The 19,996-nt window shown below is 41.0% G+C and carries 12 protein-coding genes; all 12 read left to right on the top strand.

The window, feature by feature from the left end; all coding sequences use genetic code 11:
- The first annotated feature begins 21 nt into the window (after positions 1 to 21).
- The 12 genes from GPK49_RS03090 to GPK49_RS03035 all read left to right on the top strand — a co-directional run bounded on the left by GPK49_RS03090 (position 22) and on the right by GPK49_RS03035 (position 19,996).
- Positions 22 to 534, top strand: a complete 513-nt coding sequence (locus GPK49_RS03090; protein ID WP_215676699.1) for a hypothetical protein — start codon at positions 22 to 24, stop codon at positions 532 to 534.
- A 269-nt stretch (positions 535 to 803) separates the two neighbouring features.
- Positions 804 to 2,156, top strand: a complete 1,353-nt coding sequence (locus GPK49_RS03085) for an ATP-binding protein (RefSeq protein ID WP_215676698.1) — start codon at positions 804 to 806, stop codon at positions 2,154 to 2,156.
- Positions 2,157 to 2,723: 567 nt separating this feature from the next.
- Positions 2,724 to 2,876: a TetR/AcrR family transcriptional regulator gene (locus tag GPK49_RS03080; RefSeq protein WP_243107994.1), complete on the top strand. Its 153-nt coding sequence runs from the start codon at positions 2,724 to 2,726 to the stop codon at positions 2,874 to 2,876.
- Positions 2,877 to 2,966: 90 nt separating this feature from the next.
- Positions 2,967 to 9,683, top strand: coding sequence for a stalk domain-containing protein (locus GPK49_RS03075; protein ID WP_215676697.1), 6,717 nt, complete (start codon positions 2,967 to 2,969; stop codon positions 9,681 to 9,683).
- A gap of 718 nt (positions 9,684 to 10,401) precedes the next feature.
- Complete coding sequence (locus tag GPK49_RS03070) at positions 10,402 to 11,547, top strand: hypothetical protein (protein ID WP_215676696.1); 1,146 nt, start codon at positions 10,402 to 10,404, stop codon at positions 11,545 to 11,547.
- A 14-nt stretch (positions 11,548 to 11,561) separates the two neighbouring features.
- Positions 11,562 to 12,596 (top strand): lambda-exonuclease family protein, encoded by a 1,035-nt coding sequence (locus GPK49_RS03065; protein WP_215676695.1) that lies wholly within the window; start codon positions 11,562 to 11,564, stop codon positions 12,594 to 12,596.
- 32 nt (positions 12,597 to 12,628) lie between these two features.
- Positions 12,629 to 14,914, top strand: coding sequence for an SF1B family DNA helicase RecD2 (recD2, locus tag GPK49_RS03060; RefSeq protein WP_215676694.1), 2,286 nt, complete (start codon positions 12,629 to 12,631; stop codon positions 14,912 to 14,914).
- A 71-nt stretch (positions 14,915 to 14,985) separates the two neighbouring features.
- Positions 14,986 to 15,765, top strand: coding sequence for a hypothetical protein (locus tag GPK49_RS03055; protein WP_215676693.1), 780 nt, complete (start codon positions 14,986 to 14,988; stop codon positions 15,763 to 15,765).
- 11 nt (positions 15,766 to 15,776) lie between these two features.
- Positions 15,777 to 16,841 carry a DUF3854 domain-containing protein gene (locus tag GPK49_RS03050; protein WP_215676692.1) on the top strand — a complete coding sequence of 355 codons (1,065 nt, stop codon included), beginning with the start codon at positions 15,777 to 15,779 and terminating at the stop codon, positions 16,839 to 16,841.
- Positions 16,842 to 17,118: 277 nt separating this feature from the next.
- Entirely contained in the window at positions 17,119 to 17,571 is a 453-nt protein-coding gene (locus GPK49_RS03045) for a hypothetical protein (protein WP_215676691.1), read from the top strand.
- Positions 17,546 to 17,833: a helix-turn-helix domain-containing protein gene (locus tag GPK49_RS03040; protein WP_215676690.1), complete on the top strand. Its 288-nt coding sequence runs from the start codon at positions 17,546 to 17,548 to the stop codon at positions 17,831 to 17,833. The genes GPK49_RS03045 and GPK49_RS03040 overlap by 26 nt, the downstream gene beginning before the upstream one ends.
- A 585-nt stretch (positions 17,834 to 18,418) precedes the next feature.
- A complete protein-coding gene (locus tag GPK49_RS03035) occupies positions 18,419 to 19,996 on the top strand; it encodes a recombinase family protein (protein ID WP_215676689.1) in 1,578 nt (525 codons plus the stop codon).

The following is a 19,996-nucleotide window of genomic DNA, read 5'->3' as shown; positions in this document are numbered from 1 at the left end:
GGATAAAGCGAGGTGGATCACGTGGACTACCAAAAGAAACTGAAAGAATGGTATGAGCATTATGAGGCACGTTATAAAAAGGCTGTTTCTCTGCATATTGATGAGGGCTCCAGACACTACCAAGCCTTTCGGGAAATAGAGTGCAGATATGTAGCACTTTATCTTGTGATGGAACTGATGCAGAATCTGCCCAAGTATCTTTTGCAGGAAGATACTGAAAAACGGATAAAGGAGGTTATCATGCTGATTCTACAACAGCTATTTCTTGGTGAGGTTATTGTAAATGAGCATAGGCAGAAGGAATATATCAGTCGGCGTATTATGCTTTCAAGAGAGGATACTAGGTCTATAGAAATATATCAGGCGGCAGAAAATGCCATAAAACGGATGGATGAAAGCACTTTTGCGTGGAAGGAAGATACACGCTTTACAGCAGAATTTCAGGCAGATTTGTTTCATATCGTGCAGTGGATGATACTTGCCAGAGAAATGATAGTACCTGTAGAGAAAAATAAGAAAGGTATCTGTGCTTAGAAAGAAAAAATATATCTACTAAAAGAGACCTTGAATAACACCCCATTTGTTAGATAGTACGATAAACAAGTGGGGTGCTTTATTATGCCAAAAGGATTCCCGGTTTTTAACCTTCATTTTTTAGCTAGTATGCTGATTAAATTTCTCGAAAACGTGTAAAACTACGGATATAAAAACTTTGAAAATGTGTATAATTATGGTGTTAAAATTTTGGATTTCGTGATAAAATAAAGGCGTAGTTTTATTATATAATTGAAAGGAGCTTTTAAATGAAGAGAAAAATATATGATGTGCTCCTGGAATGGAAGAAGGACGGAGCAGGAAAAACAGCATTACTGATTGATGGAGCAAGGCGTGTTGGAAAAAGCTATATTGTTGAGGAATTTGCCAAGGCTGAATATAAAACCTACCTTATGATTGATTTCAATAGGGTAAATGATGAAGTGAAAGACTTATTTAATAATTATCTGAATGATTTGGATTCGCTATTTATGTATTTATCGGTTTATTATAATGTAAAGCTATATCCGCATGAATCGCTAATCATTTTTGATGAGGTGCAGATGTATCCAAGGGCGAGAGCTGCGATTAAATATCTTGTGGCAGATGGGCGGTATGATTATATTGAAACAGGTTCACTCATGTCTATTAAAAAGAATGTGCAGGATATTCTGATTCCATCTGAAGAACGCCACATCAGAATGTACCCGATGGATTTTGAGGAGTTTCTCTTAGCATTGGGAAATGATACCCTTATGGGGATTATTAAAAAGTGCTTTACAGAGAATAAGTCAATGGGTCAGAGCATGCACCGTAAGGCTATGGATTACTTCCGGCAGTATTTAATTGTCGGAGGAATGCCGCAGGCAGTTCAGGAGTATGTTTTATCTAAGGATTTTGATAAAGTAGATAAAATCAAAAGAGACATACTTACCTTATATAGAGCAGATATTATGAAACACGCAAGTGGTTATGAAATTAAGGTAGCGAGTATTTTTGATGAAATACCGTCACAACTGCAAAAGCATGAAAAGAAGTTTAAGTTATCATCTATCAGTAAAGAGGCGCGCCTGCGGGACTATGAGGATGCGTTGTTTTGGCTTGAGGATGCAATGATCGTAAATATCTGTTACAATTCTACAGCTCCGAGCATTGGATTGAAACTTAATATGGATCGCATGACCTTAAAATGCTATATGGCAGATACAGGGTTGCTGATTAGTCATGCATTTGATGAAAATGGGATTGTAAGTGAGGAGCTTTATAAAAAATTGCTCTTTGATAAACTGGAAGTAAATAAAGGGATGATCGTGGAGAACATTGTTGCCCAAATGCTTGTTGCAAGTGGTCACAAATTATATTTTTACTCCTGTTCCTGCAGGGAAGATAAAGAAGAAAGAATGGAGATTGATTTTTTGATTGCAAAAAGCAAAACAAGCAATCGCCATAATATTTCTCCCATTGAAGTGAAATCTTCCAAAAACTACACAATCACATCCCTAAAAAAATTTATTAGAAAATTTGATCAACAAACAAATACCCCATACGTTCTGCATACAGGGGATCTAAAAGAGGAAAATGGAATTGTGTTCCTTCCTTTGTATATGACACCGTTGCTTTAATGATCTTGGCGGCACAATTTTATATTGTGCTGCTTTTTCTTGGTGCATTTATGCGTGGAAATAAACCCCCAGTTTTACTGGGGGAAGATAAAACTTTAGTATATAAAAACCTCCTTGTTATAAAATAGCAGTGGTTTGGCGACCGCATTGCTATAAAAAGGGCATGTGAGGGCTTTTCTGTAAAATAGTGTTTAAAGGTTCTTCTATGATACGATAAATATCATTAGTAGGACCTTTTATTATGGCAAGGTATAAGAAACCTAACCACTGAAATATTGCAAAGTGCGGCTACGCCGTCAGAGTTCCCAGACAATCTAAGTTAAAGGGTGCCTTCGGAATTTTTCCTTGTATCTGCAGTTTTGCCGCTATTTCAGTTATAATATGTTTTTTTATTTGGAGGCACCTAAGGCAGTGCCTTTTTTTATACTTATTTTTTAATGCCGCTGCTGCAAAGACAGTTTTATAAAAGTTTTGATTGCAGAATGGTAAGTCGTATGTTATGATAATTACATAATATTACAGGAGTGTAATCACAAGTATACTTTATATATGAAGGAGTGTGCTAATTTGCCGAGAGGAAAACAATCAGTAGGCCTTTTAACACAGCAGAAGGTACTGCGTGCAGCGGTGGCTCTGTTTCTGGAAAAAGGCTATACTAAAACCACGATCGGAGAGATTGCAAGGGTGGCAGGCTTTGAAGTTCTTTCGGCGGAGCAATAATTTTTTGAAAATTATCTTCTTGATTCTTCTTTTGGAGGGGCCCCAACAATATATTTTATTGTATTTTAACATTATAAAAGGAGGGATATTATGAGGGAAAAACTTTTAAGCTTCGTTTTAAGCATGGTTATGGTTTTTTCTCTTGTTCCGGCAAGTGCCTTTGCGGCGACCGATTTTGAGCCGCCATATGACGGCTACGAGCTTGTTTGGAGCGAGGATTTTGAATCTTATGATTCGGAGAGTTTTAAAGAGAACGAGGAATTGGGCTTTATGGCAAGCACCGATATGCCTGAAGAGTGGTCCGGCCAAGGGGCCTATGTTGTTGAAACTGGCGAGAACGTGCTTGCACCCGAAGGCAGCAAAAATTCTCTTTTTTTAAACGGAAAAGATGCTAAAGTAACAATTAAAACAAGCGATAATTTTGACCTTTCAATCGGTAAGGATTATTATCTTACCTTTGACTATTGGACGCTGGATGGCAAAAACCCAGGCAGAAAACTTGCTGCCGAAATTACGCCGGTAGGGCTGTCGGGCGGTTTTTCCGGTGTGCATTGGAGAGTTGAACCAAGCACAGAGAAAATTCAGAATAAAATATTTGACTTTTGGCAGGCCGCAGGATATACTGTTAAGCTTGAGTTTTACTTTGAAAATAATCCGGCGGAAGGTGTTGTGGCTTTTATTGACAACATTGCCCTTTGGAAGCCGAAAGGCGGAGAAACAAAATATAAGCTTTGGGTGGGAAACACACAGGTTACCAGCGCAAATGCAGGAAATGTTTTATCCACAGATACAGTTAACAACGGCAAGATTTCCTTTGATGCGGCAACAAACACCCTTACCCTTGACGGAGCAAATATAGACGAAGGACTTGCCTATAGTAAAGGCGGCAAGCATTATCCGATTTACGGAAAGCTTGATGAACTTAACATTAAAGCTACGGGAAAATCAAGCATTATTGGTACCTATGAAAGCACGTACTCCAACAACTATTGCGGTATTTATAATGAAGGAGCAATTAATATCGAGGGGGACTCGAACCTTACCATAAACCTTGGAAAATATCGTGAGGAGGAGGCCCAGGGAATTTATGCCACAGAGGGCATTACTGTTTCTGATGATGTGAAAATTACGATTCAAGACACTACTGATGATACGGAAAATAAATATATAGGTTTGTATTCTCCCGAAACAATTGAATTTAAAGGCAACTCGGAAACTACGGTGGATATAAACAATAGACATGACTATGTTTCGGCAATTGAAGCCAATGTTTTAAAGGTTTCGGAAGATGCCGTACTTGATATAAAGTCAAACAAAAAGGGCATTTCACATTCTGTAGCAAGCGGTTCAGGGTTTAAGCAGACAGGAGGCAGAGTGACTGTTAATGCGGCTGATGAAGGCATCTATATGGATAACTTTGAATTCGGCGGCGGAAGCCTTAACGTAACATCAGAAAAAACTGCCCTGCACACAGCAGATACTCTTAAATTTACCGGCGGCACGGCAGAGCTTTTTGGCAAAGAAAAAGCCATAGATTCCGGCAATGCAAAGTTTGATTTTTCAGGCTTTAAAAATTATGCCATTTCGGCAGGAAAAAGTGCGGGAGTTGCTGAAAAGCTTTCCCAAGTTCCTGCCACAGCAGAAGAAATCGGTGCACATAAATATTATAAAATTGAAAAAACAGCTGCGCCCGCCCAAGAGTATGACCTTTGGATTTCTGGAGTGCAGGTTACAAGCACAAACGCAGATGATGTTTTAAAAGACGGTACAGTTTCTTTTGATGACGAAACAAAGACATTGACCCTTAGCGGAGCAAATATCACAGGAAAACACGTCAATAGATTCGGTGCATCAATATTCAGCAGCCTTGAAAACCTTGTTATTAAAGTTGAAGGTAATAACACAATTGATTCACCAAAAGATGAAACTACCACAAGCTATAGAGGAATATATTCCTCAGGAAACTTAACCATTTGCGGAACAGGCAGCCTTGATATTGCCTTTGCCTCCGACTGGAACTATATCTATGGAATTGACTCGGTAGGGCTTTTAACTATTGAGGAAGATGTTTCAATTAAAATGGAAAACGTTGTTTCAGGGACTGCGGCTTATGGAATTAATGCAGAAGGCGGAATTAAAGCTTTGGGCAACTCAAAGCTGGATATTGCCTTAACCCGTGGGGCAAATGCTTCAACCGCAATTAAAGCAATTAACGCTTTGGGGGAATTTGAGGTTTTGGAAAACACCGAAATTACCCTTTCCACAGAGATGAACAATTCCTGGGGGATTTTTGTAAGTCTGGGCGGATCAAGCAGGCTTAATTACATTCAAAAAGGCGGAAAAGTGAACGTTAAGAGTACTGATGTTGGTATTGAGGTTACAAACTTCGACTTTAGCGGCGGAGCGCTTAATGTGGTTTCAAATGATAAAGCCTTGTGTGTGAACGGAAATGATTCCGTCACTTCGTTTACAGGCGGAAATGCAGAATTTTTTGCAAAAACCGGTGTTACAGTTTATGAACCTAAAGCAATCACCTTTAGCGACGTGGAGGTTAAAGGCGGCTCCTCTAGTGAAGCTGCACAGCCTATTAAGATTCCAACAAGCGCAGAAGAATTTAAAGCATATCCATATTTTGCAGTAAACGCAAAAACAGCACCGTCGGAATATAACCTTTGGTTGGGCGAAATTCAGGTGACGGAAGAAAACAAAGACGACATTTTAACCGATAATCCGACCTCTGCAAAATTTGACCCAACAACAAATACCCTCACACTTAGCAACGCAGGCTTTTTTGAATTGGTCGGTGTGCTTAGAACAGTGAATGGGAAAGCGGAATATGTTGGTATTTATGCAGATATGCCAAATCTTATAATTAATCTTGAGAATGAAAACATTCTTACTATGGCAAGCCCGACTACGGCTCTTACATGCGACTATGCCATTGCAATTGCAAGCACAGGCAATATCACCTTCACAGGAGGCGGAACAATACATGTGGATGTTCCGAAAGCAAATTTTGCTAAGGACAGCGGCATGAACATGGGAATTTTTGCCGAAGGCAACCTTACATTCGGCAAAAACACAACTGTTAATGTGAACACAATGAGTGACAACCCCGGCGATAAAGTAGGATTTGTTTATGGCGTTATATCTTACGGAAAATGCGTTGTTCAGGAAAGTGCAGAGCTTAATATAACAACCAGCACGAACGAAGACAGTTATAAAGAAAGTACATACTTCATAGGAGCCATGGCTAATGGTTTTGAAATTAAAGACAGCGCAGAAGTTCAGGTATATTCGTCATATGTCGGCATTGAGTCGGACAGCAAGCCTTATACTCAAAACGGCGGCACAGTGAGGATTACATCCGAATATGCAGGTCTTGCTGTGGAAGGCATGGAATTCACAGGAGGCAGTTTAATAGCTGATGGCGAAGAAGTGGGACTTTCTGTTGCAGTTTCGTCCAAAAAATTTGAAATTTCTAACGGAATAATTGAGGCTACAGGAGGTCAGCAGGCAGTTTATTTGGGAGGTATTTTGCCTGACACTTCAAGCTATACCGATATGAAAATACTCGCAGGGGAAAGCAAAGATATTGCGGCAGAAATCACTTCGCTTCCTAACACAGCAGACGGATATAAAATATATAAATATCTGAAAATATATTCTGAAAATTATGAGCCTGAAGAAAAATATAACCTTTGGATTGGTGAAACACAGGTTACAAACAAAAATGCAGCAAATGTTTTAGCAGGTACTGTGAATGATGGGAAAGTTAAGTTTGATGCCAAAACAAATACATTGACCCTTAGCGGAGCAAACATTACAGAAAAAGCGAACATGGGCGTATGGGCTTCTGTTTACAGCAAGCTTTCGGAGCTTAACATTAAGCTTGAGGGTGAAAATACGGTTGGTGCACCGTTTGACGGCTCACTGGGTTATTCTGGGTATAACGGAATATATTCCGAGGGAACCCTCACATTTGTGGGCGAAGGAACCCTTAACCTTAACATTGCTCCGGAATGGACTTTTGCCTATGGAATTGGTTCCAAAGGGCTCTTAACTATTGGTGACAAGGTGACAATTAAAACAGACCACCAGGCAACAGCAGGCACCCATGAAGGAATTTTTGCCGAAGGCGGCTTAACAATTGGTGGCGATGCTAACATTAACCTTAAAATGTCGGGAGGCGGCACTATAGGTATCTGCGCTGCGGGAGACTTTAAGGTAACAGAAAATGCCAAGGTTGACATTGTTTCTGATTTGTATTGTTTCTATCAAACATCAACCAAGGGTGGCTTTGACTATGTTCAAGATGGTGGCAAGGTTAAGCTTTTATCAACCGGCAGCTACTGCATTTATGCGAAGAACTTCGATTTTAAAGACGGTAAAATGACGGCAGTAACCGATTATTGGTATGCATTATTCCTTTTGGGGGATAAAATATCCTTTAGCGGCGGCAGTGCGGAATTTTCGGGCAATCCTGCAATTAAGGCAAATAAAGACAGCCTTGCCACAATAGCTTTTGAAGGCGTAACAGTTAAAGCGGGCGACAGTGCAGAAAATGCAGCAGCTATTAAAGCGCCGACAAATAAGACAGAGCTTGAGGCTCATAAATATTACAAAATTGAAAAAACAACGGTTGAACCTGAAAAATACGATCTTTGGGTTGGCGGAATTCAGGTTACAAGTGAAAATGCAAGTGATGTCTTGGGCAACGGAAAAATTTCGTTTAATGAAAGCACAAAAACACTAACCCTTGACAATGCGGAAATTACAACATACTACAAGAAAGACATTGCCACGGGAAGTGGCCAAACAGATTCTTCCGGCTTTATGATATACAGCGGATTGGAGGATTTAACGGTTGAACTGGAGGGTACAAGCAAAATGCTTCCTTCCAATGTATCTGCAGGTGAATTGGATAATTGTTATGGTCTTTACTCTGAACATAATGTAACGATTAAAGGAAACGGTACCATTTCTATTCCCTACATCACAACCGTTAAATTTGTGTGCGGCTTGGGAGCCTACGGAGATTTGACAATTGAGGAAAATGCGAAAATTTTGATTTCAATAGATCAGGACACGGGTACTGTTAATGAAATCATCAGCATCGGCGGCTCAAACATCACCCTCAAGGACAATGCTTATGTTCAAATTAGAACAATAATTAACGAGACTTTAGGCAATCAGGTGGAAAACATTGCTGTTTTTCCATCCGAAAAAATTGAGATTTTGGGCGATGCACAGCTTTTAGCGGAATCCTGTGGATACGGAATCTTCTGTGATGGACATGGTACAAAATATAAATACATCCAAAAGGGTGGAAGTGTGCAGATTGCCGCTAAAAAACAGGCCATTTCCGTAGATAACGTTATTCAGGAGGGTGGATATCTTCTTGCATCCTCCATAACAACAAATGCTATTTCGGCAGGAAGTGTTGAAATTTCCGACGGCACAGGCGAGTTGTATAGCCCAACAGGCACAATAGATTCAACAAATACTCCGGATTTCTCAAAATATAAAACACCGAAATTTACGGGCGGTGAGGACCCACAAACAGCTTCGGAGGTTGCTTCCTTTGATGCAACGTATGAATATTTCAAATATGAAAAGGCAAATACGCCCGGTACGAAATATACTTTAACGGTAAACGGCGGCACAGGCAGCGGCGAATTTGAAAAAGATGAGATTGTAATGATCGAGGCAAATGCAGCAGAAACAGGCAAGCAGTTTAAGGAATGGATCGGTCTTGACAGTGTAGAATTTGTTGAGGGCACAAGCAAAACAAGCGTAACAGCAAAATTTAAAATGCCTGCTGAAGCGGTTGCGGCAACAGCAACTTATGAAGATGTTATTTCCGGTGAAAAGTATACTGTTACAGCATACGGCCTTTATGGAGATACAATGATAATTACTCCGGGAACAACGTATAAGGCTGATTATGCCAAAGATGAGAGAGTAGCTCTCCAGATTGGTAAGAGAAGTGGATATACATTAAAAGACCTTACACTTGTGGGAATAAGTGAAAGCGACTTAACTTGGACTGCAAAAAATGAAGAAATCAACGACAGAGGCATTAGCTTTACTATGCCTGACCACAGCGTAACCATAACTGTAAACTGGACGAAAATTAACTCCGGTTCTTCCGGCGGTGGCGGCGGCGTAACAAAATATGCCGTAGCCGTTTCTCCCGCAGACAATGGCAAAGTTACGCTTGATAAGACAAGCGCGGCAAAGGGCAGCGTTGTAACCATTACAACAAAGGCAAACGATGGCTATGCACTTGACACAATCAAAGCAACCGACAAAGACGGCAAGGAAATCAAGCTGACCGATAAGGGCGATGGCAAATATACCTTTACGATGCCTGCATCTAAGGTGGAAGTAAAGGCTGCATTTAAGCAGAACGCATCCAAACCCGACCAGCCCGCAGAGGAAACAAAGACAGTCGTAGTAATGCAGATTGGCAGCAAGACAATGTTCGTAAACGGCAAGGCTTACGAAAAGGACGTTGCACCTGTTATCATGAACGACAGAACCTTGGTTCCGATCAGATTCGTAACAGAATCTCTGGGTGGTAAGGTTGCTTGGAATGAAAAGGAAAAAGAGGTCGTACTGACTATTGATGGCAAGGAAATTAAGATGACAATTGGAAAAGTACTTGAAAAATATGGTGTTGCTCCCGTTATCCTCAATGATCGTACCTATGTGCCTGTTCGTTTTGTAGCAGATGAGCTTGGTGCAACAACGACTTGGGATGCAGTAAGCAAAATGGTAACGGTTACAAAAATCGAAAAGTAAATTAAAAAAATAACCGGTAAGTAAGATTAGGCGTTCATCGGAAACGGTGAACGCCTTTTTTCATCCAATATAGTCACGATATATGATTGTTTTGCACTGCTAATGAATATAAATGTGATATATAATAAAGAGCAAGAAAAATTTCTATTCTAAAATTATTTTCGTTTCCCCTTTTGGTATATCTACAGTACAAGAAAATACCTAGCCTTTGAAAATTGAATATAAAATCTTGCAGACAACATTGGAGAGAAACTTCTGTTCAGCCACAGTCCGAGTGTGATGATAACCGCCGCAGGCAATGGGAGCAGGCCGTCAAACGGGGGCAGGTGAAATTCCTATGGGCATTTTGCCATCTGCAAGAGCGGAAAAGGAATATATGCTTTCAAAGAATTGTAGCAATTCAGGAAACCTTTCTGTAAAATAATATAATATTGCAATCAGGAACATTGACACAGCAAATCCTCTATGATACTCTAAAGGTACAAGTATTGTTGGGTATCGAAGCGTTCGCTGAGAGATGTTGTTTAAGGATGATAAGCGTTATTATTTTATGTCTATACGGCATAAGGCAATAGCGCTTTTTTTATTTTACAGTTTTTTAATCAGGAAGGATTTTAAGCGTGAACAGTTTAAGATGCCTTCCTTTTTTATTTGGGTCAAAAGGCAGATGCCTTTGATAGTAGAAAAAATATTATGTTACAGAAAGGTGGAAAAAGAAATGGAAGAAAGAGTATTTGCGGATGAATTCAGGAAAGGCTTCTGGCAGGAGGAGGATTTTCTTGCATTCCTTGAACGGCGAGAAGAAAACTCCGAATGGGGAAAGGTGAAAAGCAATGAAATCAGATTTTATCCTATCGAAGAGGGACATCAGATTTCTGCTATGCTTGAGGAAAAACTGAGAGAAACAGGCAAGGCAAATGTATTTGAGGATACCTTGGAGCATACGCGGTTGATTCTGAAGGTCAAGGAGGACTTGTACCCGGTTCGCAGCTGTGCGATTAAGACAATTCTGGAGCGTGCCAGAATATCCGGCAATGCATTGAATAAGGTGCAGAAAGCGGAGCTGGCACAGATTCTGAATTATTGCATGGGTGTAGCCGGTGGAGATGCACTCCTGCGTTTCTGCGAGGATAAAATTTCCGCTGTTCATGGCGGAGACGCTTCGGATTATGCTGTCTTGGAGACACCGGAACTGTTCCGCAGAACGGTAGAATATTTACAGGATAATTTCTCGGGATATACCTTTGCAGGGGCATCCTATGACCATTCTATCGCTACAGCCGTATGGTCTTTGGAGAATCAGGATAGCTTGTTGCAGGAGTATCGTGAAAGCTTACAGAAATATGGCTTGCCCAATCAGGAGATTCAGTTGGGGCTTCGGCTGACAACATCCGATACCGGGCAGAGTGGCGCAAATTTGTACCCTATGATTTTTTTCGGCTCTGAAGCGAGAAATATTCCTTTAGGCAGTGCTTTGAAATTGCAGCATAAAAATAAGGCTGACCTTGCAAAATTCGATGAGCAGCTGAATCTACTTTATGCACAGTATGGCAAGGCTTTGGGTAATATGCAGTCCTTAATGGATGTATATGTGCTGTATCCAATCAATGCGATGCTCGGCGTAATGAAACGTGTTGGCGTACCGAAAAGGTATGCAATGGAAGTTTCGGAGGGTTTTCGGATTCAGAACGGAAATGCACCATGCAGCGTATATGAGGTATATTTACAGATTGCAGAGGTTATTTATCTGATGCAGTGCGAAGGCATTGACGGCTCCAAAATCGTACAGATGGAGGAGAATATCGCAAGAGCCGTTCATCTGCGCTGGAAGGACTACGACATTGCAGGAGAGTATCATTGGTAAAGGGGGAAAAATTCATGGGATTAAATTTGAATTATACAGCAGATGTGCTTGTCAGTACAGAAGATATGCAGGAAGAAACATGGCTGCAATACCGCAGAAACGGAATCGGCGGCAGTGATGCAGCAGCCGTTATCGGTCTTTCGCCGTATAAAACAGCGAGAGATGTATACTTTGAGAAACTTGGCAGAGAGCCGGAGGATAATAATACGTCCGGATGGGTAGCTATGGAGGTCGGTAAACGACTGGAGGATTTAGTAGCTGCTATTTTTGCGAAGAAAACAGGTTTTCGCATCTGGCAGGAGAAGGTAATGTACCGACATCCGTTATTCCCGTTTATGCTGGCGGACGTAGACTACTTTTTTGAAACATCCGATGGTACGGTTGGTATTTTAGAGTGTAAGACGGCTAATATCCACACAAAGGAGAAATGGGAGAATGATGCTGTTCCGTATCATTATGAGGTACAGTGCAGACATTACATGGCTGTAAAGAATCTGGATACTGCTTATTGCGCGTGTTTATTCGGGAACTCGGAAAATGATTTTGTCTTTCGCAGAATCGACAGAGATTTAGATTTTGAGGAAAATCTGATTTTACAGGAGGAATCTTTTTGGACAGAGTATGTGGAACCCGGAATTGAGCCTGCCTTAAGTGGCGACGGAGATCTGGTATTAGCAAGCTTAAAACGCTATCAGATGCAGAGAAACAATCCTGATGAGGTTTTGATTGAGAGTGATTATGGAGAAGCGTTAGAGCTGATTTATCGTATGAAAAGTGAAAAGGCTGTGATTGACAGTAATTCCAGAATGCTGGAGCAGAAAATCAAAACGGCGTATGCGAAATTTGCGGAAATGCTTGGAAATGCAACAAAAGGGTTATGTGTTGCCGCAGATGGCAGTGAATATCACATCAGCTATAAGCCAATGCAGCGCACCGGCATTACCAAGGATAATCTGCAGAAAATGAAATTGAACGATAGCAAGCTTTATGAAAAATATGCGACAACGACAGAAAGCAGGGTATTTCAGGTAAAGAAGATTGTAAAATAAAGGGAGCTGATAAAACAGTGGAGCAAAAGGAAATGACTTGGAACAATCAGAATCGTGCAGAGAAAGGAGTTACGACAAAAGTAACCTTACTTGCACTTTATGAGAAAACCATATATCAGAATGAAAAGAATGGATTTTGTATCTTTAGAATGACCAGCGAAGACACCGGGATACCGAAAGAGCTTGGGTATGGCAGAGATAACAAAATCCATTTTTCTGTAATCGGGTATTATCTGCCGCCAATTCGCAATAGTATGCTTGCCTTAACAGGCGCATGGGAGAACAGCAGATATGGTCTGCAATTTCATGTAGACAGCTATACCGAGGTATTACCAAAAACAAAAAGCGGGATTGCAGCATACCTTTCCTCCGGCTTAATCAAAGGCGTTGGGAAAGCAACGGCGGATTTAATTGTAGCAAGGTTCGGGACAGATACACTGGATGTGATTGAGAAGGAGCCCAAGCGTCTTCTGGAGATAAAGCGTATTTCCGAAAAGCGTCTGGAACAGATTCTGGATTCCTATGCAGGCAGTAAAAGCATGCAGGAGATTATGACGTTTCTGGGAGCCTATGGCGTAACGCTGAATAAAGCAAAGAAAATACAGAAGCATTTCGGGAGTCGCTCGGTAGATGTGATACAGCATTCGCCGTATTTGCTTTGCGAAATTTCCGGTTTTGGCTTTAAAACGGTGGATCAGATTGCGAGAAATATCAATTTTTTACCTGCGGATCCGCTGCGGTTGGAAAATGGGATACTTTTTATTCTGGAAGAAGCAAAGGACAGTGGGGATTTATTTCTTATGCAGGATATTCTGCTGGAACGGGCTTATGTATTGCTTTCTGAAGCGGTGCCGAAAGGCGAGGTAACAGAAGCTATGATAAAAAATACGCTTTCGGATTTATGTGCTTACGGAAAGCTCTATGCAGATGGAGAACGGATTTATTTACCGCAGTTTTTCCATTTTGAGGAGCAGACAGCAAAAATAACAGCAAAGCTGTTAAGTGCGAAAAAGAGACATAGTGCAAAATTGGAGCAGTATCTGAAGGAAGTGCAGAAGGAAAATGGTGTTTTGCTTTCTGAGAAGCAGGCAGAGGCAGTTCGGATGTGTATGGAGAATCGCTTTTCTATCATTACAGGCGGGCCGGGTACCGGGAAAACAACGGTACTGAAAAGTATCCTTGCAGTCTATCAACGGCTGCACCCGGGGAAAGAAATCCTGCTGGCAGCGCCTACAGGCAGAGCAGCCAGAAAAATGGCGGAGAGTACAGGCTTTCCGTATGCGTCTACGCTGCATGCAGCCTTAAACCTTACCTCTGATACCGCTGATTATGAGGAGGTCATTATCCCTGCGGATTTTGTTGTAGTGGATGAAGCGTCTATGGTTGATATGCGCTTGGCGTATTATCTGTTACATAGCTTAGGTACAGGAACAAAGGTGCTGTTCGTAGGGGATGCGAATCAGCTGCCGTCCGTAGGCGCAGGCAATGTACTGAATGAAATGATTGCAAGTGGGATTGTGCCTGTGACGGTTTTGGATATGGTATTCCGCCAGAAGAATACCAGCCGGATTCCGTTAAATGCACAAAGCATTCAGATGGGAGAAACCAAGCTGTTATACGGGGATGATTTTCAATTTCTGCCTGCGGAAAATGCAGCGGAAGCGGCAGAGATTATAAAATCCGAATTTCTGAAACAAACTTCGATTTACGGTGTAGAGCATACACAGGTTTTAACACCGTTCCGTGTGAAAAGTGATGCAGGCGCTGCAATGCTGAACCTTGTATTACAGGATATACTCAATCCTTTGGTGAATAAGCGTCTGGAAATCAGTTCCGGGAATCGGACGATTCGATATCGGGATAAGGTAATGCAGACGAAGAATATGGAAACGGTCAGCAATGGGGATATTGGCTTTGTGTCTATGGTAGATAAGGATGCCGATTTTCCTGTAACCGTTACATTTTCTGATAACAGAATAAAAGAGTACAGCATGGACGAATTAGGTAGTATTGATTTGGCGTATGCAACAACAATTCATAAAAGTCAGGGGAGCGAGTTTGACTGTGTTATTATCCCGGTGCTTTCCACGTTTTATGTAATGCTGCAAAGAGCCTTAATTTATACTGCAATTACCAGGGCAAAGAAAGAAGTGATTTTAGTGGGACAGAAGCGTGCATTATTTACCGCTGTGCATCGCAATGATACCATTCAGCGAAACACAATACTGTCAAAACGAATCAGGGATATGTTTGAAAAGATGAAGCAGAAAGAACAGAAGGCTGTAAAACAAGAAGAAGCAGAGCAGCTGACACTTTAGGAAAGAGCTGAGTGATTGGGTAACTGATGACTCAGCTTTTTTATTATCAGGAAGAAAGGAGCGGAATTACAATGAACGAAGCAGTAGTAAACAACATGTCCATCATCAACGGGCTGAATAAGGTAGATGGCTTTGATCCCTCGGCTTTTTTAAGACGGCTGACAGGGGAGAATGGCGAGGAGCAGTTTTATTTAGATGTAAAGTATAGAAAACTCTGGTTTCGACTGATGCACCCGGAAGGAAAGATTACAAAGCGCATTATAAAGCTGGAAAATGAGGTTGCAATTATCGAAAGCAGGGTATATCTGAATCGCAATGATGCAGAGGATGCGTATATTTCCTGTGCATTTGCTCAGCGTTGGCGCAAAGAGGATGATGCCTACGGTTTGAAATATGTAGAGACCGCTGAAACGGCGGCCGTCGGCAGAGCATTGGCAGATGCAGGCTTTGGCATCCAGTTCTCCGAACCGGGAGAGGAACAGGACAGAAGCCTTGTGGATGCACCTGTGACAATTCCGGACAGCGGTTTATCAGAAGAAATGGGGCAGGATGAATCGGAGGAAGAACTGCTGGATGAAATGCCACAGGCCGCTGAAATGCAAAAGAAAGCATCGGAACAGAAGAAAGCGGAGTGGGACGCATCTATGCCTGTAGAGGAACTGATGCAGAAAATGAGTTTGGAGGATGCCAAGAATTATCTGATTCCGATTGGTGCGTATAAAGGGAAAACACTGGGTGAGCTTTGCGTAGAAAAGCCCGGTGCAATCAACTGGTACGTCGAGTCTTATCACGGAAAAAATAATGTGCTCCGCGCAGGCGCAAAACTGCTGCTTGCGTCAGTTGAAAAATAGGAGGCGAATAGATGCGTGATTATCCATTTACCATTTTAGATGTTGCGGGGATATTAAACTTAAAGGTTCGTCGCCGACAGCCCACCAATATGGACGTGGATTGTCCTTTTTGCGGACATAAGAAAGGCAAAATGAACCTTAATTTTGCCAAGAATGTATTCCGCTGCAATTATTGCGGAGAAAGCGGTGGAATGATAGAGCTTTACAGCAAGGTCTTTCAGATCAGCAATGCACAGGCATTTGCAGAAATCTGTGAGATTTTACATGATGACAAAAAAGCGGATGCACTGCCAAAGCCGATATATACGCCTGATATGGAGCAGATACCGAAAGCGGACTTAGAAATACGGTATCAGACCTATTCCATGCTGCTTTCACAGCTGATTTTATCAAAAGACCATCAGAAAAATCTTATGGAACGAGGTCTGGATGCAGAGCAGATTGTGAAATATGGCTATAAAAGCACGCCTGCTTTTGGCTTTCATAAAATCGTATCTGCGATTATGGCAAGAGAGTGTGTGCTGGAAGGAGTCCCGGGGTTTTATACGAAAAAGAATAATACCTATGGCATTAACTTCAATAAGCACGCCTCCGGGATTCTGATTCCGATACGTTCTATGGACAGAAGGATAGAGGGATTCCAGATTCGCTTGGACCGACCGATAGAGGATAAAAAGTATATCTGGTTTTCTAGCTCCAACCAATTTCGTGGTACATCTGTAGGTGGGCCGGTGCATTTCATTGGTAATCCGGCGGATAAAACAGTTTATGTAACAGAAGGCGCATTAAAAGCTGATATTGCACACGCCTTCTGTAAGAAAACCTTTGTTGCGCTGGCAGGCGTAAGCCATTACAGAGCATTAGAACCGATTTTTGCACAGCTGAAACGTAACGGCGTAGAGAATATTGTGGAAGCCTATGACATGGATAAGTACACAAACCCGCATGTGGAAAAAAGCTGTATGCAGATGATGGAAATGGCAAATGCGTATAAATTTTCCGTCCATCGGTTATGCTGGAATAAGAAATACAAAGGGATTGATGACTGGTTAGCATCGAGAAAGAAAAGGAATTAAGCAGGATTGGAGCCTGTGAATTTGCAGGTTCCAGATGAAGAAAATTAGTGATGAGATACTTAATACTATATACAGGATGATGTCTGTTCGTTAATGCATAAAAAAATTAAGAAAGTCGTTTTTTAGTAATTTCTGATTACTGGAAAACGACTTTTTTTATTTTGCGCAAAAAATTATGAATAAAGTTTGGTTTTTGAGAGCAGCTTTTGGCTTGTATTAAGTAGAAGGAAAGAATTTCATATAACAAAACTTCAATTAGTAGAAGGAGGTGAACCAAATGAATTTACTTCCTTCTGAGGTTAGCCTGCAGATGCGCTTTGATGCCTTTTGTAAAAAGGTTATAACGTATACAAATTATAAACTGTTACGCGAAGGACAGAAAAGGCGAGAACAGGGCTATGTATTTTCTGATTTTGAGGAGGGGGAGCTGGAACAATATTATTATACTTACGATACATATCCGGCATTGGCGTTAAAGATAGAACTGGAGCATATCAGGGTATTTATCGAAAATGAAATGCTATATCATGCATTGCTTTTACTGCCGAAGAAAAGATTGGAAATTATAATTCTTAGTTTTTTTGCGGATATGACGGATAAGGAGATTGGAAAAACCATCCTGATGCCGAAAAGCTCTGTGCAGTATAACCGAAATGTAGCGTTGCAGTATATCAGGAAGATGATGGAGGTGCATACAGAGGTAAATGAGAAACAGGAAAAACCAAAATGAATTTTTTAGCCAGAATGCAAGAAAAAGCATTTTTGGCAGCAAACAGAAACTAAAGACAAAAACGATACTTCTGGCTGTGTCGGGAGATACAGAAGCTTTGATGGAAGTGGTTGATACTTATAAGCCATACATAGAAAAGCTTTCTATGCGCGTTGTAATGGATGAGAATGGACATTGCAGAGAAATGGTAGATGAAACAGTGAAAAGAAGTCTGGAAGTTGGATTAATTGCAGCAATTATGAAATTTCATCCGTATATCTGAAAAAGCGCAGACACGATAAAAAAATTCGTTTCTTTTAGTAATATTGTACCTTGAAAATTGAATCATCAAATTCCGGAATTGGGCATATGAAAACCCGAAAGGGAAAGCCGTAGGGAGAGATTGCGCCATGACCATAGCAATATACGAGCGAGAAACATCTGCTCCTTTATCCTACTTATGGCAAAGATAGGATTGCGATGACCTTTCATATACCCAAGCCACCGTCAGGAAGTGTAAGACTACTGATGTATGCATAATGAAAAGCAGACCTTCTGAGAATATCGACAAGAATGGAGAATAGATTGACGTTTTTTGGGGGGAGTGGTTTGTGCCGACATTCCGGAATGATTTATATAGCCGGACAGACAAAAATAAATCTTTCTTTTCATACGTTGAACAAAGGGGGGATAATTATGAAACAAGTAAAACCTATCGTTCATTGTATCTATACAGAATCCAATAAGTCCTTAACACAACTTTTGGATGAATATTTCAGAGCATATCTTTCATGTTCGCTTGAAATGACTAACAAAGCTATGTTACCATATTTAAAGTGACTGGTCGCTTATTTCAAGGAGGAATATGATGTATTTAGAAATAAGCAACCCCATGGATTATCATGTTGCATTGTATATTCGTTTATCAAAAGAAGATGAAAGCGAAGGGCCGTCTGAAAGTGTTACAAATCAGAAATCGCTGCTGAATGAATTTGTGCAGCAGCATCGTTTATCTGTTTACGATACTTACATTGATGACGGTTGGAGCGGAACCAGTTTCAATCGACCCGCGTTTCAGCGTATGATTGGTGATATTGAAACAAAAAAGGTCAATATGGTCATCACAAAGGATTTATCACGCTTGGGGAGAGACTATATTATGACGGGGCATTATATGGAGCGGTATTTTCCGGAGAAAAGAGTCCGTTATATCTCCCTCCTGGATGGCATTGATACCGGCATAGAATCCACCGCAAATGATATTACACCCTTTCGTGCGATAATGAATGACATGTATGCAAAGGATATATCCAAAAAAATTAAAAGCGTAAAGCATGATAAACAGCAGAAGGGGCAGTTCATCGGCGGAAAACCTGTGTATGGCTATAAGATGCATCCGACTGAAAAAAATAAAATTGTAATTGATGAAGCAGTTGCACCTATCGTTCGCCGCATATTTGCAATGGCTTTGACCGGCATGAGCTGCCGCAGGATTGCAATGGTGCTGAATGAAGAAGGGATTCCAACACCTGCAACCTATTGCGGCTGGCAAAGGCGGCAAAAAGGCCCGTACAGCGGTCTCTGGTCCAGCGAGCGTATTTCGGATATGCTGAAGAACGAAACCTATATAGGAAATATGGTACAGGGTAAATCGGTTAAAATCAGTTACAAGTCGCAGAAATGCATCAAACAGGAACAAAGCAAATGGATTGTTGTTGAAAACACACATGAACCTCTTGTTGATAAAGAAACCTTCCATAAAGTAAGGCAATTATTAAACAGCAGAAAATATACCCGCAGCAGAAAATATGATTTCCTGTTAAAAGGGCTGATTTTCTGTCACGAATGTGGATATCCGCTTGCGGTCATCAACCGTAAGACGACAACAGGAGAGGACAGACTATTCTTTGTTTGCCGCACTTATCAGCGATTTACAAAAGCAGGGGTCTGTACCTGCCACTGCATAAAGGAACAGGTTGTTACAGACGCAGTGATTGAAAAGGTACGTGAAATCTGTCAGGCATATCTGCATCCGCATCGTTTGCAGATGATTGCCAAAGAAACGATACAAACGGATAAAAAGGAACTGAAGCAGGAATATGCCATACAGGCAGTGCATAATAAAATCAGCAGTCTGACAAACAATCTGGATAAGATGTATATGGATCGCCTTAGTGGCTTACTTACGGAAACAGACTTTGAGCGGATGTATCAACGAATGAAAATAGAACGTACCACTTTAGAAGAAAAATTAAAAGAGTTAGAGCGATTAAAGGAAAGTCCCATCAGTTCCGATACTTTGTCAAAAGAACTGGTGCAGCGCTTTTTACAATCTGCATATACCAGCAGAGAATTACTTGTCAGTTTAATTGAAAGAATTGAGTTAACCGAAACAAAACAGATTATTATTAAATTCCGCTTCCCCGAGCTGGAAGCGATTTCTTAA

It is taken from the genome of Clostridium sp. MCC345 (genome assembly GCF_018785345.1).
In the GTDB taxonomy this organism is placed as follows: Bacteria; Bacillota; Clostridia; order Lachnospirales; family Anaerotignaceae; genus Anaerotignum_A; species Anaerotignum_A faecicola.
Note: the sequence above shows the minus strand (reverse complement) of the source record. Positions and strands in the feature narration are given on the sequence as shown.